The following is a 15,017-nucleotide window of genomic DNA, read 5'->3' as shown; positions in this document are numbered from 1 at the left end:
AGGTCCGCTCTTGAAGATTCGAGACCCGAAGCTGTCAGTCCGCTACCGGCCCGAAACGGTCATTCCGGATGCCAATTTGCGTGATGCGGTCCGCGTGGTGCAGGGTGGAGCAAGAAGGATGGTTCAGTCAAAGAAGCCCGCGTCCTCTTCCCTGAGATACCTCCTGGCTGCTTCGGCATCGATATCGAGGCCCAGCCCCGGCGCTTCCAGCAGGTCCACCATGCTGTCCTTCACGACCTGCGACGGCAGGCCGATTACGAGGTCCTCCCACCAGGGGTCGGAGGCGCTCGGGTATTCGAAGGCGATGTAGTTGGCGGGCAAGGTGGCGCACACGTTGATCAACGCGCCGAGGCCGAGCAGGCCGTTCGCCGTGCCGTGCGGCGCCATCAGGATCGAGTGCATATGGGCGTGCTCGGCTACCCATTTCAGCTCGGCGATGCCACCGATATCGGCAGGATCGGGGCCGATGACACGCACCGCCTGCGTCTCGATCAGTTCCTTGAAATTGTGCCTGAGGTAGATCTGCTCGCCGGTATGGATTGGCGTCGAGGTGGAGGTGGTCAGCTCCCGATAGGCCTGCGGATTGACCCACGGCACATAGTCGCCAGTCAGCATGTCCTCGAGCCACATCAAATTGTACTTCTCGACCGCGCGAGCAAACTTGATCGCATCGGGCAGCATCCAGCCGGGGCCGCAGTCGAGCGCCAGGCTGACCTTGTCGCCCAGCACTTCCTTCATCGCGATCACGCAGTCGAGCATGTGATTGAAACCGCGCTCGCTGATCACGCCTTGATCCATGGCACCGTGATAGCCGGCCTTCTTCTGCGTCACGCCGTAATGGAAGCCCTCAATGGTGTCCTTCATGTTTGAGTGGAACGAGATTCCTTGCTTGATCATGAAGAAGTTCTGCGGCTGCTCCATCATCCATTTGACGTCAGCGGCGTAATCCTCCGGCCGGTCGCCCGTGCGTTTCTGGCGGATCGAGCCGTTGTAGACGCGCACCTTGTCGCGCACCTTGCCGCCGAGCAGTTTGTAGGCCGGCACGCCTGCGGCCTTGCCGGCAATGTCCCACAGCGCATGCTCGATAGCGCTTACCGCCGCGCCATATGGCTTGAAAGAGCCGCGTTGGCGAATCTTCAGCATCACGCGCTCGACGTCGGTCGGGTCCTCGCCGATCAGCGCCTCGCGAAAATGCAGGACCCAGGGCTTGAGGTAGGGCTTGGTGTACTCGACCTCGCCCAGGCCATAGAGGCCCTCGTCGGTGACGACACGAACGATGGGATGTTTACCGATGACGGCACAGCGGAGATCGGTGATTTTCATCTTCGGTTCTTTTCGCCTCAGCTCCAGGTGCGATCCCAGGAATACTCGTTGTCCCAGTGATCCGTGGCCTGCCAGATGCCGCTGACACCCGGCTGCAAATGCTGCGAAATCACCTCGTCGACGACGTCGTCAATCCCCAGGCCCGGCTTGTCGGGAACAGTGATAAAGCCGTCTTTCACCAGCGGCTTGGCAAGGCCGGTGACGATATCGTCCCACCAGTCGACATCGGCAGAGTGGTATTCGAGCGCCATGAAGTTTTCGGTCGCGGTCGCGACATGTGCCGCGGCCATTGCGGCGATTGGACTTTCTGCCATATGGATCGCCATAGCGACGCCGTGGTCCTGCGCCATGTCGCCGATCTTCTTGGTCTCGAGAATGCCCCCGCTGGTGAGCAGGTCTGGGTGGATAACGGATAGGCCGCCGCTCTTGAGCAAAGGTTCGAAGCCCTCCTTGAGGTAGATGTCCTCGCCGGTGCAGATCGGCACCGTGGTGGCGTCCTGCAGTTGTCGGTACTGCTCGGTATACTGCCATGGGATCACATCCTCGAGCCAGGCTGGCACGTATTTTTCAATCCGCCTGGCGAGGCGAATACCGTTCTGCAGCGAGATGTGGCCGACGTGGTCGATGGCGAGCGGAATATCCATGCCGATAACGTCGCGAACCTCGGCAATGTACTGCTCAAGCAGGTCGAGGCCCTTGTCGGAAAAATGGAGGCCGGTAAACGGGTGGGGGACGTTGTGCAAATCGTAGGCGGCGTTGCGGGCGCGCCGCTCTTCAAGAGTCTTGACCGGGCCGCGGCCGGGCTGGACGCGGTACCCTTGAAGTGAGCCGGCAGGAGACACGACCGCACCGGGTACATCCGCGATCTGCATCAGGCCCAGATCCATCTTGAGGAACGTGAAGCCGAGCGCCATGCGCTGCTTGAGGCGCTTGCCGGTCTCGGTGCCGCTCGGCACGGTAGCGTCGGTATCGCAATAAAGGCGCACCTTCTCCCGAAACCTGCCGCCGAGCATCTGGTAGATGGGCACGCCATAGGCCTTGCCGGCGAGATCCCACAACGCGATTTCGATCGCCGAGACGCCGCCGCCTTGCCGGCCATGTCCGCCGAACTGTTTGATCCGGCGAAACAGGCGGTCGATGTTGCATGGGTTCTCGCCAAGCAGCCGGCTCTTCAGCATCAGCGCGTAGGTGGCGCTGGCGCCGTCGCGCACCTCGCCAAGTCCGACGATGCCCTGGTTGGTGTAAATCTTGAGCAGGGTTGAGGTGAACGGCGCGCCGATGATTTCGGCTACCCGCATGTCGGTGATGCGAAGCTGGGATGGCTTAGAGTTCGCGTTCACCCGATTGAGCGCCTCGTCGGCGCCACCCGTCTTTGTCATGACCTATCCTCGTTCTGGTGGATGGGACTTGTCGCCCGCGCGCCGGGCCGGCATAGGGCGTTGCTAGCCCAGCTCAATCTCGTGGGCCTGCAGGTAGTCACGGTCCATCTCAATACCGAGACCAGGCTTCGACGTCAGCTTGAGGCTGCCGTTCGAGACGTCGAGTGGTCTGTCGATGAGGTGATCGTATTTGCCCAGGTTCCACTCCGACGTTTCGAGCTTGTAGAAGTTAGGAACGGTCATCATCACCTGCGCTCCCGCAACCACGTTGATCGGTCCCGCGGCGTCATGTGGCGAGACCGGGACGTAGTAGGCTTCGCATAGGGCAGAAATCTTCTTGAGTTCGGTAATGCCGCCAGTCCAGGTGACGTCCGGCATGATGTAGTCAGCGAGCCTGTTCTCGAGTACCGGCACGAAATCCCACTTCGTGTGGCCGCGCTCGCCCCACGAGATGGCGGCACTGACCTTTTCACGCACCTGCTTGAGGGCGTTGAGGCTCTCGGGCGGGCAGGGCTCCTCAAACCAATCGATCTGGCCGGCTTCCTCGAGGCTCCGACAGAGGCGAATGGCGGTGGGAACGTCGAAGCGGCCATGCGCATCGATGAGAATGTCGATGTCAGGCCCCGCCGTGTCGCGGATCAGCGCCGTGAGTTCGGCCGCTTCGCGCTCGTCCTTGCGGGTCATGCTGCCATCGAGGTAGCCGTCCCGCTGTTCGCGGGGCAGGCCATCGGCGCTGCGGCCCTGATGGGGGTACGGATCGAACTTGAGCGCGGTGTGTCCGGACTCGACGATGTCTAGAATTTCGCGGACCACAGCCTCCTTGCTGGTGAATTTGGCCTGGTTGGGATGGGTGTAGAGCGCGATTTCATCGCGTACCGGTCCGCCCAGCAGCTCGTAAATCGGCTTGCCGAGGACTTTGCCCCGGATATCCCAGAGGGCTATATCGATGGCGCTCACGCATTCGACGGCGGCGCCGCGGCTGCCCATATAGGTGAAGCTGCGAAAAATCTTGTGCCAGAGGTGCTCGATACGCGCTGGATCCTCGCCTGTCACGGCGACACCGATCTGCCGCAGGATCGTGCAGAGAGCGCGGTTGGCGAGCTTTGTAGTGGTGGTGATCTCTCCCCAGCCACTCACCCCCTCGTTGGTCGTCACCTCGACGAACAGGAACTCTCCCCAATAAGAAGCATCGGACTTGATCAGCCACGGCCGAATGCTCGTGATTTTCATCTCAATTCCTTTATCTGAAATGCCCAGGCTAACGATGTTTGAGACTGGACCTTCGTTCCTATCCGGCCCGAGCGGCGTTGCGCGCACGCATCTGTTCGAGAATATGCCGGCCGGAACCCTCGACATGGCGGGAAACGAGTTCGGCCGCCTTGTCGGCTTCTCCCGCCTTTACGTGCGCGATGAGTTCGCGGTGCTCGCGAATGATCGCGGCACGCCGCGCGAGCGTGAAATTGAAACGCCGGCTGACGGCTCGCAGCACTTCGCGATGCTTCCACCAAAGTTCGGCGGCATGGCGGTTATAGTGCCGCTGGTACATCACGGTGTGGAAAGCGGTATCAAGCTCACTGTGCCTGAAGGTGTCGGCAAAGTTGTTCTCTTCAATCAGGCCTTGGAGACGTTCGAGTTCGGCGATGTCCTCGCCGGTCGCCATATTCACAAACCATCGCGTCAGGGCCGGCTCAATCAAAACACCGATTTCATAGATATCCCGGACAAAATCCTGATCTATGGGTCGGACGCGCGCCCCGCGGTTGGGAAGAAAGATGACAAAACCCTCCCCGCGCAAGAGCTGCAGGGCCTCGCGCACGGGGTTGGTCGAGGTGCCGTGACGCCGGGCGAGATCGGTAACCACAAGCCGTTCATTGGCGGCGAGCCGTCCCTCAATGATGTCTTCCCTGATGAGTTCATAAAGCGAGGCGCCCTCGCTGGATGCCCCGATTGGATCAGTGCCCACAGGTGGCATCGCTTTGAAATCGCTCATTTCGGCCAAGGCCGGCTCCCCTAATCAATACATACCCAGCCCGATATCACACATGGTTTCCGCAAACAATGTACGATCCAACGCGTTGACAGGCAATCCACGATCTGAAAACGTACAAAATGATCGAGGGGATACATAGAACAGAAAGGCGTCCCGCGGTCGAACGAGCTAGACCGCTTTGCCTCGGCGCAGGGCGGCATGCAGAACAGGGAGGATACCTATGACGAGGATTACGCTCGGCAGTGCGGTCCTGCGCGGCACTGTCGCCACTGCTTTGATGGCATCGCTGATGTCCACTTCGGCGCTGGGAGCGCCGCCGGTCGACCTCAGCAAGTGGTCGCCGGAATATGTGCGCTCCATTGCGGGCACACAGGATTTTGACACGGCCGCCGATTGCGCCAAGGTCACCCCCCTCGACTACAAGGGGCGACTGACTTTCTGGTATCAGGGCGTGTTCGAGGGCGACCCCGACCTTTTGCGCCAGTACTACAAGGATTTCTTCGAGACCTTCCGCAAGACCTATCCGAACATCCAGCTCGAGGAACAGGCCCTCACCTATAACGACCTTCTTGACAAGTTCCGCACGGCGCTCCTGGGCAATGCCGCGCCGATGGCGGTCCGCCTGCAAATCCTGGGTGGTACCGAGTTCGCCTCAAAAGGCTATCTGGAGCCGCTCAAACCCGAGGATGTGGGGTATTCCACCGAGGACTTCTGGCCCGGCGCCATGAAGGCCGTGACCTGGGAAGGGGTGACCTACGGCATTCCAACCAACAACGAGACGATGGCGTTCATCTGGAACGCCGACATCTTCGAGCGTGCGGGCCTCGATCCGGACAAGGCTCCGGCAACCTGGGACGACGTCGTCAAGTATTCCAAGCAGATCCACGACAAGCTCGGCATTGCCGGTTACGGCCTCGTGGCTCGCAAGAATGCCGGCAATACGCCGTACCGCTTCATGCCGCAGCTGTGGGCCTATGGCGGCGGCGTCTTCGACGAAGCCACCGCGAACCCGACCTATGAGGAGGTCAAACTCGATAGCCCGCAGAGCAAGGCCGCGCTGCAAGCCTCGTACGACATGTATGTTCGCGACAAGTCGGTTCCGGTTTCGGCGCTCACCAACCAGCAGGCCGATAACCAGCCCCTGTTCCTCGCCGGCCAGCTTGGCATGATGATCTCGCACCCGTCCGACTACGACGTCATGCTCGACCTGCAGAAGAAAGCGACGGGCGCCGACAAGGATAAGGCGCAGACCGTCATCGACAATATGCGCTACGGCCTGATTCCCACTGGCCCCGACGGCAAGCGCGCAGTCGTGTTCGGCGGCTCGAACATTCACATCCTGAAGCCTGAATATGTCGAGGGCGGCAAGGTCGACGAGCCGGCCGCAAAGGCTATCATCTGCATGTGGACGAGCCCTGAATGGTCGCTGAAGATGGCCTATGCCGGCTCGAACCCGGGCAATCTTAACGGCTTCAAGACCAAATGGATGAAGGAACGTCTGGACAACATCAAGTTCCTCGACGTGACGACCTCGATGCTGCCATACGGCATCCCGTTCCCAGCGCTGCCACAGGCCCCCGAGATCATGAACATCATCGTCCCGGACATGCTGCAGAATGCCCTGACCGGAGCGATGACCGTCGACCAGGCAGCCGACGACGCGGCCAAGAAGGTAAGAGACCTGATGGGCGGACTCTAGTCCAAGCCTGACCGGCTGCACCGTTCGTGCAGCCGGTTCGTCCAGAAAAAAAATAAGGGCGCGCCACAGTGACGATCGTAACCGGCAAGGCCGAGGCTCGCCGAAGCTTTCAATCCGGCAGGCCCGGCGTGCTACGCAAGATATGGGAGCACCGCGCTGACTACGCGTACGTGCTCCCTGCGATCGCCGTGATGCTCATCGTCATCGCCTATCCGATCTACTACACGATCGAGTTGTCGTTCTTTAAGACGCCGCCTGGCCTACAACTTCGCGACAAGACCTTCATAGGTTTCGACAACTACACGGCCATCCTCACCAGTGAGGTGTTTTGGAAAGTCACCTGGAACACCCTGATCTGGACACTGGGATCCACTTTGATCTCCTTTGTCCTGGGGTTTGCCACCGCGCTGGCGCTCCACCGCGCCTTTATCGGCCGCGGTGTCCTGCGCGCAATCCTGATCATTCCCTGGGTCATTAGCGCGGTCGCCGCCTCCTATATCTGGAAGTGGATCTATCATTCGGACTTCGGGATCATCGGTGCGGTGCTGGTCGGCCTCGGATTGGCTGACCGACCGCCGAATTTCATCGACAGCGTCAGCACGGTGCTGCCTTCCCTGATCGTCGTCAATGTCTGGCGCGAGTTTCCGTTTGCGATGATCATGATGATGGCCGGCCTTCAGACCGTGCCCGAGCAGTTGCTGCGCGCCGCGCAGGTCGACGGCGCCAGCGCCTGGCAGCGCTTCTGGCACGTCACGTTCCCGCACTTGCGCAACGTCTCGACGGTGACGATCCTGCTGCTCGCGGTGGCCAACTTCAATTCCTTCATCATCCCCTGGATCATGACCGGCGGCGGGCCCTCCAACGCATCGCATATTTGGATCACCCACATTTATGAGCTTGCCTTCGGACGACAGCGCTGGGGCGTGGCATCTGCCTATTCGGTGCTCCTGTTCCTTATCCTGATGACGCTCGGCTACTTCTACGTCCGTGCGCTAAGCGGTAACGAGCGGCAAGAGGGGAGCGCATGAGCATGACTGCCGAGACAGCCCCGCGAGTCCTGAGCCGGCGCCGGATACGCGTCGACGGATGGCGGTGGACCGGGCGCATCTTCCTCGCGTTCATGCTGTTTTACACCGCGGTGCCGATGATCTGGATGCTGATCACCTCGATCAAGTCCGGGTTCGCGGCGATGGAATTCCCGCCGCAATGGTGGCCGGACGAACCTACCCTCGCCAGCTACGAGAAACTGCTCGATCCCCAGAACAGCGTCGGCCAGGACTTCCTCCGCTTCTTCTGGAACAGCCTTTTCGTGTCGACCGTCACGACAATCCTCTCGGTGATCGTCGCCGTCCCTGCGGCCTACGCGTTTTCGCGCTTCAGTTTCCCCGGCCGGAACTTCCTGTTCTTTGCCGTGCTGCTGCGCAACATGTTCCCGGCGGTGATCTTTCTCGTGCCGCTGTTCATCCTGATGCGCCTGCTCGGCTTGATGAACACGCATGGCTCGCTGATTCTCACCTATCTCACCTTCGGCCTGCCGCTGGCGATCTGGTTGCTCAAGGGCTTTTACGACAACATTCCGGTGCAGCTCGAGCAGGCCGCGCGCATCGATGGGGCAACGCGGTTCCAGGCCTTCATTTTGATTGTGATGCCGCTCTCTACGCCGGGGATCATCGCCACCGCGATCTATTCGTTCATCGGCGCGTGGAACGAGTACATCTACGCCTACACCTTCCTCACCAAGAACGACCAGTTGACACTGCCGGTCGGCATCCAGCGCTTCTTCTCAGAGAATACGACAGACTTTCCGGGCCTGATGGCGGCCAGCTTTATGATGAGCGTGCCCGTCGTGGTGCTGTTCCTCGTCCTGCAACGATACTTCGTACGCGCCCTTACAGAAGGCGCGGTCAAGCACTAGGGAGTTGCCGATGGCCCACGTGGTCCTCAAAGATCTCGTCAAGACTTATGGCAGCTTCAAAGCTGTCAACGACGTCTCGCTGACGGTCAATGACGGCGAGTTCGTTGCGCTCGTCGGCCCTTCAGGCTGCGGCAAGACAACCACGCTCAATCTCGTCGCGGGGCTGATCCCGATCACATCGGGCGACATCGTCATTGGGGACCGGGTGGTCAATGACCTCGACCCCAAGGACCGGGACATCGCAATGGTGTTCCAGAACTACGCGCTTTATCCGCAGAAATCGGTTTACAAGAACCTGGCGTTCCCGCTGCAGATGCGCAAACTGCCCAGGGACGAGATCGACAAGAAGGTCAAGGAAGCGGCGCGAGTGCTCGACATGACGCACCTGCTCGAGCGCAAGCCACGCGAACTTTCGGGCGGGCAGCAGCAGCGGGTGGCCCTGGGCCGTGCGCTTGTCCGCGACCCCGCCGTGTTCCTCATGGACGAGCCGCTCTCCAACCTCGACGCCAAACTGCGCGTGCAGATGCGGTCGGAGATCAAGCGCTTCCACCAAGACCTCAAGGCGACAATCATCTATGTGACGCACGACCAGCTCGAAGCCGTGACCATGGCCGACAAGATGGCGGTGATGAACGGCGGCTACCTGCAGCAATACGATTCACCGGCGCAGGTCTTTGCCCATCCCGTCAACATGTTCGTCGCCAGCTTTATCGGCAGCCCAGCGATGAGCCTCATTTCGCTGGAGGCATCGACGGCAAACGGCAACTCCGTGTTGACGGGCGCGGAGGGCTGGAGCTTTGAGCTCTCGCCGCGTAACGCCCAGAAGGTCGCAAGGGCAACGACCAAGAAAGTCGTGCTCGGCGCGCGTCACTCGACGATCAGGCTGCGCAAGAGCGCGGTCCCCGGTGCCATTCCGGCCAAAGCCTACACGGTGGAGCCAACCGGAGACGTCACCTTCGTGCAGGCGTTCCTGTCCGGTGCCATCGTCAACGTCAGCGTGCCGCCGAACGTTGCCGTCGCGCCCGATGAACAGATCTGGCTCGAGTTCGACCAGGAGCGGATGCATCTGTTCGACGGCCAAACCGAAATGGCCCTCAAGGCCAACTGAGACAGGGTGGATGCGTTTGGAACGTGGCGTGGATGACTACGAAGCTTAAGATCACCGCGATCAAGCCCTATCCAGTGTGGGTAGGAACGCGCAACCAGATGCTCGTCAAGGTCGAGACCGACCAAGGCATCTTCGGCTGGGGTGAGAGCGGCTTGAGTGGTCGCGAGAAAGCGGTGGCCGGCGCGGTCGAGCACTATCGCGAGTTTCTCATCGGCCGCGACCCGATGCAGATGGGTCGGATCTGGCAGGAGGTTTATCGCAGCCAGTACTTCGAAGGCGGACGAGTTCTGCAGGCGGCGATTTCCGCCATCGACATCGCCCTTCACGACATCAAGGGCAAGGCGCTGGGAGTGCCGGTCTACGAGCTGCTAGGCGGCAAGCAGCGTGACCGCATCCCCACCTTCGCCTCGACCGGAGACGAGGCCGAAGGCGACGTTGCCATCGAACGAGCCCGCGAGCTACGCGCACAGGGCTGGCAGGCGATCCGCTTCTTCCCCGCCGGGCAAAACAGCAGGGAGATCTTCGAGCCGCGCGAGTCGGTCGGCGCTACCTCGAGTATGCTTAACAAGGCGCGCGAGGCGCTGGGCGACGACGTCGTCCTCGGCATCGATTATCATCATCGGCTGTCGGTGGCCGAGGCGGCGAGCTTCTGCAACAAGCTCGGCCGCGGCGTGCTTGATTTCGTCGAAGAGCCGATACGAGACGAGGCACCGGAGGCCTACGAATCCCTGCGTACGATGACCGACATCCCCTTTGCCATCGGCGAGGAATTTGCCAGCAAGTGGCAGTTCCTGCCCTACATCGAGCGTGGCATCCACCAGTTCAACCGGCTCGATGTTTGCAATGTCGGCGGGCTTACCGAGGCAATGAAAGTCGCTGGCTGGAGCGAGGCGCACTATGTGGATCTGATGCCGCACAATCCCCTTGGTCCGGTGTGCACGGCCGCGACCGTGCATCTCGCCGCCGCGGTACCCAACTTCGCCTGGCTCGAGACCAGGGAACCCGAAACAAAGCTGGGCTTCGACAATTCCGACTTCTTCCCCGTGCAACCACGGCTCGACGGGACCAACTATCCGGTCGGCGATCTGCCGGGGCTCGGCGTCGAGGTCAACGAGGAGGCGATCCAGGCGGCGAGCTTTCGTTTTTGGGAAGCACCTCACCTTAAGCGCCGCGACGGTTCTGTTACGAACTGGTAGTACCCTTTCAACCGGAGTCCACGATGACACATGCTCCCGACATCACGCGGCCGCCAAAACACCTGATTGACGCGCTAAGGGAGATCGGCGCCGCGACCGTTGCTGGCACGCTTGGCCACATGGGTTTTCGCAATCCGCACATGATCGGACCGGTGGCGCAGAACCACGGGAAGTCGATCGTCGGGCCGGCGCTGACGCTACAGTTCATGCCACAGCGGCCGGACCTATTCACCGAGGGAGAATATGCCGATCCAGAGACGCAGCTGCATCGGCACGTACTTTATCACGCACAGGAGGGCGATGTAGTCGTGGTCGACGCGCGTGGCGACATGAGCTCGGGCGTCTTCGGCGATATGATGTCGACGTATTTCAAAGGCAGGGGCGGCGCGGGCATCGTCATCGATGGATGCATGCGCGACCGGCCCAATGTTGAAAAGCTCGATCTGCCCCTGTGGCTGCGCGGCTGGACGCCAAATTATCATGTGCAGACCAGTATCTATCCCAATGCCGTCAACGTTCCGATTGCCTGCGGGAATGTCACGGTAATCCCCGGCGACATCATCGTCGCCGACGACGACGGGGTGGTGGTGCTTCCCGTCGCAATGGCCGCGAGGGTGATCGAAGAATCACGCAAGCATCACGATTGGGAGGAGTTCTCGCGAGTGAAGCTCATGGAGGGCGGGCCATTGCAACGCTACTATCCGCTGCATGACGACGCCCGTGGCGAGTACGAGGAGTGGCGTAAAACAAACCGCTTCGAGGACCCGAGTTAGCGCATGGATTACCTGCGGCAGGCGGCAGACCTTCTGGCGGTAACGCCGGCGTCTACGCAAAAGGCCTCAACAAATGCCGCGAATATCTCTACAGGCTGCCCGTCAATCCGAAGCCCGGTCAGAAGCTTTCCCGCGCGCAGTATCTCGACTACGCGGAGCGCGTCGAGAAAAGCTCGGTCGTGAAGGTCAGCCGCGGACCATGGTGTCCATCGCTGCTTGAGGGCGGAGTCGATGCCCTCTTGGTGTGGCGCCGATCCGCACCGGTTCAATCGGGGGCCCAGAAACGGTTTTGAACAACCGGATACTGTTCGTGCAATTTCGCGCGGGAGCAGGGGTGCAGGTTGCCCCGCTGCTTCGGTGCAACCTAGGTTTTGTCCGCGCAGATGTCAGCTTGCCCGCTTTTCGTGGCTATATTCCAGAGCGCCGGCTGACTGCTTTCGGCCCGAGGCTGCCAGGCAGCAATGCGCCGATGTGTGCTGTTTGCGCTGATAGGGCTGGCGTACCATCGTATGATGCCAAGCCGGTGTGTGGGCAGATGCGGGCATCACTAGCAAGTGGAACAATCCGACAGCCGGCGAGTTTCCAAGAGGAAGGGCGATCTGTTTCGGAGGAAGTCTAGGATGAAACGCGTCCTTGCCCAAAACGCTGTGCGGCTGATGCTGGGCGGCGTAACCGCCTGCCTGCTCACGGTCGTCGAGATTCCCAACCCGGTTGCGCCATTGTCGCTTGTGTCCGAGGCGAGGGCCGCCACCGACGTTTCCATCTCGATCAGCACATTCTACGATGACCTGTCTTCCCATGGTGATTGGGTTTCCTACCACGGAGCGACCGTTTTCGTCCCGGTCGATGTACCTGACGATTGGCGTCCGTATACCCTTGGACACTGGGTCTATACCGAGCAGTATGGCTGGCTCTGGGTGTCCGACGAGCCGTTCGGCTGGGCGACCTACCATTACGGCCGGTGGGGCTATGCCGACGACATCGGCTGGTACTGGGTTCCCGGCACTCGTTGGGCGCCAGCATGGGTGAGCTGGCGGCGTGACAGGGAGCACATGATCTGGGCTCCGCTGCCGCCGCGCCGCGATCCCGATTTGATTTCAATCGAGGTGACCTTCGACACGACGCCGGATTTTTACTGGGTCGTGGTCCCCACCCGCGAATTCCTTGCTGAGGACATTTCTGTCGTCGTTATCCGTGATGAGCCGGAGTTTGTGCGCATTGTCGAGGCGGCCGAGCCGGCCGGCGACGTGACGATCCAGAACAACGTGGTGATCAACAAAGTCATTGATGTTGATGTGATCGAGAAGGAGACGAACCGGCAGGTGACTGTCGTCGAGGTCAGCGAGACCGAGACGCCCGAGCAGGCCGGCAAATTGGAAAAGAATACGGTCACGGTCTTTGAAGGTGAAGTCAAGGCCGATCCCGATGCCAAACCAGCTGAGCTCAAAGAGATCGAGGAGGTGAAGCAGGTTCAGGCTGGCCGGAAATCAAAGCCGACCGAAGGCGCAGCCACGACCGAACAGGCGCCAGCGACCGGCGAACAGGTTGAGCCGGAAGAGACCGCCAAGCCTGAGAAGCCGACGACCGACGAGCAGCCCGCCGCCGAGCAGCAGCAGGCCGAGCCCGAGCAGGCGGCCAAACCTGAGAAGCCGAAGGCCAAGGAGCAGCCCGCCTCCGAGCAGCAGCAGGCCGAGCCCGAGCAGGCGGCCAAGCCTGAGAAGCCGAAGGCCAAGAAGCAGCCCGCCGCCGAGCAGCAGCAGGCCGAGCCCGAGCAGGCGGCCAAGCCGGAGAAGCCGAAGGCCAAGGAGCAGCCCGCCGCCGAGCAGCAGGCCGAGCCCGAGCAGGCGGCCAAGCCTGAGAAGTCGAAGGCCAAGGAGCAGCCCGCCGCCGAGCAGCAGACCGAACCGGAACAGGCGGCCAAGCCTGAGAAGCGGAAGGCCAAGGAGCAGCCCGCCGCCGAGCAGCAGCAGGCCGAACCGGAACAGGCGGCCAAGCCTGAGAAGTCGAAGGCCAAGGAGCAGCCTGCCGCCGAGCAGCAGGCCGAGCCCGAACAGGCGGCCAAGCCCAAGACACAGAAGCAAGAAAACAAGGCCTGCGATCCGCAGACAGAGGCGGACTGCTAGGTGTTGTGCGGGTACAGACTACGGCACCGCGATCGTTCCACCGCGGTGCCCGTTGAACGGCAACGCGCCAAAGCTGCGAGCCCTTGCCGACATCGACGATCGTTCGTCCCATCGTGCATAGCCATTTGCTGTGCTCGAAATCGGACAGGCAGATGACGGCCCAAATAGGAGTCGATTGTCTCGGCGCTGAGCGTCGGCAGTTGGCGCATTCCAAACGCGTCGGTTTGTGCAAGCGCTAATTTGTTCAGCAATGGTCGAAATCCTGCACCTTGCAGCAAGTCATAGAAACATTCGGCGTCTGTTTTGGAATCCTCTAATTCAGCGCCGCGGTTTCGAGGACCTGTGCCTTGCCTCGCTTGACAGAGGACTTGTCGCGACCGCAAGGTCTCATGATGCAGACGATTAGGTGGAATAGAATTGCGCGTGGTGCGGCCGTTGGAGCAATCGCGCTGATGACTGGCACAAATGTGCCTGTGTCGGCGCGTGCCGACGGCTCGCTCCTTCTTACAAGCCCGTCCCAGCCAGCCAATGTCGGCGACGCGATGCTGGCGGCCGCGAATTATCATGATTCCGGCGACTATGATCGCGACCTTGCCGCAGTGGCGAAGCAGGCAGGCGATTGGGTCGTCAAGCGCGCAACGGAGGTGCCTCGCCCCGCACTGGTGCTCGATATCGACGAGACGGCTTTGGCCAACTGGGAAGTGATCACACGTGATAATTTCGGCCGCCCGATCGGCGGCGCCTGCGACATCGCATTCGACGGTCCCTGTGGCTGGGCCGCCTGGGACCAGCTCGCGAAGGATCCGGCCATCGACCCTGTGCTGGAGGTCTTCCGGCAGGCGCGAACGGCGAAAGTCGCAGTATTCTTCATCACCGGACGTCCGGAGGACCAGCGTCGGGCGACCGAACAGAACCTGCAATCGACGGGCTATGCCGGCTATGAGCAACTTTACATGGTCCAGCCTGGAGCCAAATATGGTTCCGCCGCAGATTTCAAGGCACCCATAAGAGCCGAAATCGAAAAGGCCGGCTACACGATCATTGCCAATGTCGGTGACCAGCCATCGGACCTGTTCGGGGGGCATGCCGAGAAGCTGTTCCTGCTGCCGAATCCATTCTACAGGGTTCGCTGACGGCGTGTACGGCGAAAACCCGACCGCTAGGGCCCATGCCGCCCAACGGCAGGCCGTGACCCGTTGTTTAGCTTGAGCAGCAGCGAACGAACGACGGCTGTCGGGCGGGCAGACATGCCGATCATATTCATCTCCGGGTACGGCAACGTACCGATGTCAGCCCAGGCGATCGAAGATTTGACAGCCGCATATCGGCCAAAGAGGGGCCCCTCGTCGGGCCTGACCACAGACGATCGATTACGGCTAATGTCATGGCTACTCTAACATTAGGCGGCAGATAACCGGCGATTGGACCGGTGTCCCGGTGCTGCCATCTGAGGCGCGAGCCAGCGTGGCTGATCGCGGACGCCGGTTCACCAATCAGCCCCAGGAAAGAAG

The 15,017-nt window shown here is 61.1% G+C and carries 12 protein-coding genes; 8 read left to right on the top strand and 4 right to left on the bottom strand.

Features of this window, described 5'->3' with window-relative positions; all coding sequences use genetic code 11:
* Window positions 1-123: 123 nt before the first annotated feature.
* From A9K68_RS24895 to A9K68_RS24880, 4 genes are all read right to left on the bottom strand, one after another.
* Window positions 124-1,323 (bottom strand): mandelate racemase/muconate lactonizing enzyme family protein, encoded by a 1,200-nt coding sequence (locus A9K68_RS24895; RefSeq protein ID WP_065007937.1) that lies wholly within the window; start codon window positions 1,321-1,323, stop codon window positions 124-126.
* A gap of 17 nt (window positions 1,324-1,340) precedes the next feature.
* A complete protein-coding gene (locus A9K68_RS24890) occupies window positions 1,341-2,702 on the bottom strand; it encodes a mandelate racemase/muconate lactonizing enzyme family protein (RefSeq protein ID WP_065007936.1) in 1,362 nt (453 codons plus the stop codon).
* A gap of 63 nt (window positions 2,703-2,765) precedes the next feature.
* A complete protein-coding gene (locus A9K68_RS24885; protein ID WP_065007935.1) occupies window positions 2,766-3,932 on the bottom strand; it encodes a mandelate racemase/muconate lactonizing enzyme family protein in 1,167 nt (388 codons plus the stop codon).
* A gap of 58 nt (window positions 3,933-3,990) precedes the next feature.
* The gene (locus A9K68_RS24880) at window positions 3,991-4,701 is read right to left on the bottom strand and encodes a GntR family transcriptional regulator (protein ID WP_065007934.1); all 711 of its coding nucleotides are present in this window, start codon (window positions 4,699-4,701) and stop codon (window positions 3,991-3,993) included.
* 211 nt (window positions 4,702-4,912) lie between these two features.
* On the opposite strand from A9K68_RS24880, the gene A9K68_RS24875 reads away from it, so the two are divergent.
* The 8 genes from A9K68_RS24875 (at window position 4,913) to A9K68_RS24840 (ending at window position 14,639) form a co-directional block, all read left to right on the top strand.
* Entirely contained in the window at window positions 4,913-6,391 is a 1,479-nt protein-coding gene (locus A9K68_RS24875; RefSeq protein WP_065007933.1) for a sugar ABC transporter substrate-binding protein, read from the top strand.
* 68 nt (window positions 6,392-6,459) lie between these two features.
* Window positions 6,460-7,419: a sugar ABC transporter permease gene (locus tag A9K68_RS24870; RefSeq protein ID WP_065007932.1), complete on the top strand. Its 960-nt coding sequence runs from the start codon at window positions 6,460-6,462 to the stop codon at window positions 7,417-7,419.
* Window positions 7,416-8,306 (top strand): carbohydrate ABC transporter permease, encoded by an 891-nt coding sequence (locus A9K68_RS24865; protein ID WP_065007931.1) that lies wholly within the window; start codon window positions 7,416-7,418, stop codon window positions 8,304-8,306. The genes A9K68_RS24870 and A9K68_RS24865 overlap by 4 nt, the downstream gene beginning before the upstream one ends.
* 10 nt (window positions 8,307-8,316) lie before the next feature.
* On the top strand, window positions 8,317-9,414 hold the full coding sequence (locus A9K68_RS24860; RefSeq protein WP_065007930.1) for an ABC transporter ATP-binding protein: 1,098 nt from the start codon (window positions 8,317-8,319) through the stop codon (window positions 9,412-9,414).
* 32 nt (window positions 9,415-9,446) lie between these two features.
* Window positions 9,447-10,610 carry a mandelate racemase/muconate lactonizing enzyme family protein gene (locus A9K68_RS24855; protein ID WP_065007929.1) on the top strand — a complete coding sequence of 388 codons (1,164 nt, stop codon included), beginning with the start codon at window positions 9,447-9,449 and terminating at the stop codon, window positions 10,608-10,610.
* A 23-nt stretch (window positions 10,611-10,633) separates the two neighbouring features.
* On the top strand, window positions 10,634-11,383 hold the full coding sequence (locus A9K68_RS24850; protein WP_065007928.1) for a ribonuclease activity regulator RraA: 750 nt from the start codon (window positions 10,634-10,636) through the stop codon (window positions 11,381-11,383).
* 620 nt (window positions 11,384-12,003) lie between these two features.
* The gene (locus A9K68_RS24845) at window positions 12,004-13,506 is read left to right on the top strand and encodes a DUF6600 domain-containing protein (protein WP_065007926.1); all 1,503 of its coding nucleotides are present in this window, start codon (window positions 12,004-12,006) and stop codon (window positions 13,504-13,506) included.
* Between the two features lie 452 nt (window positions 13,507-13,958).
* Window positions 13,959-14,639, top strand: a complete 681-nt coding sequence (locus tag A9K68_RS24840; RefSeq protein WP_156768295.1) for an HAD family acid phosphatase — start codon at window positions 13,959-13,961, stop codon at window positions 14,637-14,639.
* Window positions 14,640-15,017 lie beyond the last annotated feature (378 nt).

Source organism: Mesorhizobium sp. AA22 (genome assembly GCF_001672375.2).
In the GTDB taxonomy this organism is placed as follows: Bacteria; Pseudomonadota; Alphaproteobacteria; order Rhizobiales; family Rhizobiaceae; genus Mesorhizobium; species Mesorhizobium wenxiniae.
This window is presented reverse-complemented; position numbering and strand designations above follow the sequence as displayed.

Bases quoted from the DNA above. Each gene is read 5' to 3' on its own strand.
- A9K68_RS24895 (WP_065007937.1), bottom strand. From the start codon at position 1,323: ATGAAAATCACCGATCTCCGCTGTGCCGTCATCGGTAAACATCCCATC.
- A9K68_RS24890 (WP_065007936.1), bottom strand. From the start codon at position 2,702: ATGACAAAGACGGGTGGCGCCGACGAGGCGCTCAATCGGGTGAACGCG.
- A9K68_RS24885 (WP_065007935.1), bottom strand. From the start codon at position 3,932: ATGAAAATCACGAGCATTCGGCCGTGGCTGATCAAGTCCGATGCTTCT.
- A9K68_RS24875 (WP_065007933.1), top strand. From the start codon at position 4,913: ATGACGAGGATTACGCTCGGCAGTGCGGTCCTGCGCGGCACTGTCGCC.
- A9K68_RS24865 (WP_065007931.1), top strand. From the start codon at position 7,416: ATGAGCATGACTGCCGAGACAGCCCCGCGAGTCCTGAGCCGGCGCCGG.
- A9K68_RS24860 (WP_065007930.1), top strand. From the start codon at position 8,317: ATGGCCCACGTGGTCCTCAAAGATCTCGTCAAGACTTATGGCAGCTTC.
- A9K68_RS24855 (WP_065007929.1), top strand. From the start codon at position 9,447: ATGACTACGAAGCTTAAGATCACCGCGATCAAGCCCTATCCAGTGTGG.
- A9K68_RS24850 (WP_065007928.1), top strand. From the start codon at position 10,634: ATGACACATGCTCCCGACATCACGCGGCCGCCAAAACACCTGATTGAC.
- A9K68_RS24845 (WP_065007926.1), top strand. From the start codon at position 12,004: ATGAAACGCGTCCTTGCCCAAAACGCTGTGCGGCTGATGCTGGGCGGC.
- A9K68_RS24840 (WP_156768295.1), top strand. From the start codon at position 13,959: ATGACTGGCACAAATGTGCCTGTGTCGGCGCGTGCCGACGGCTCGCTC.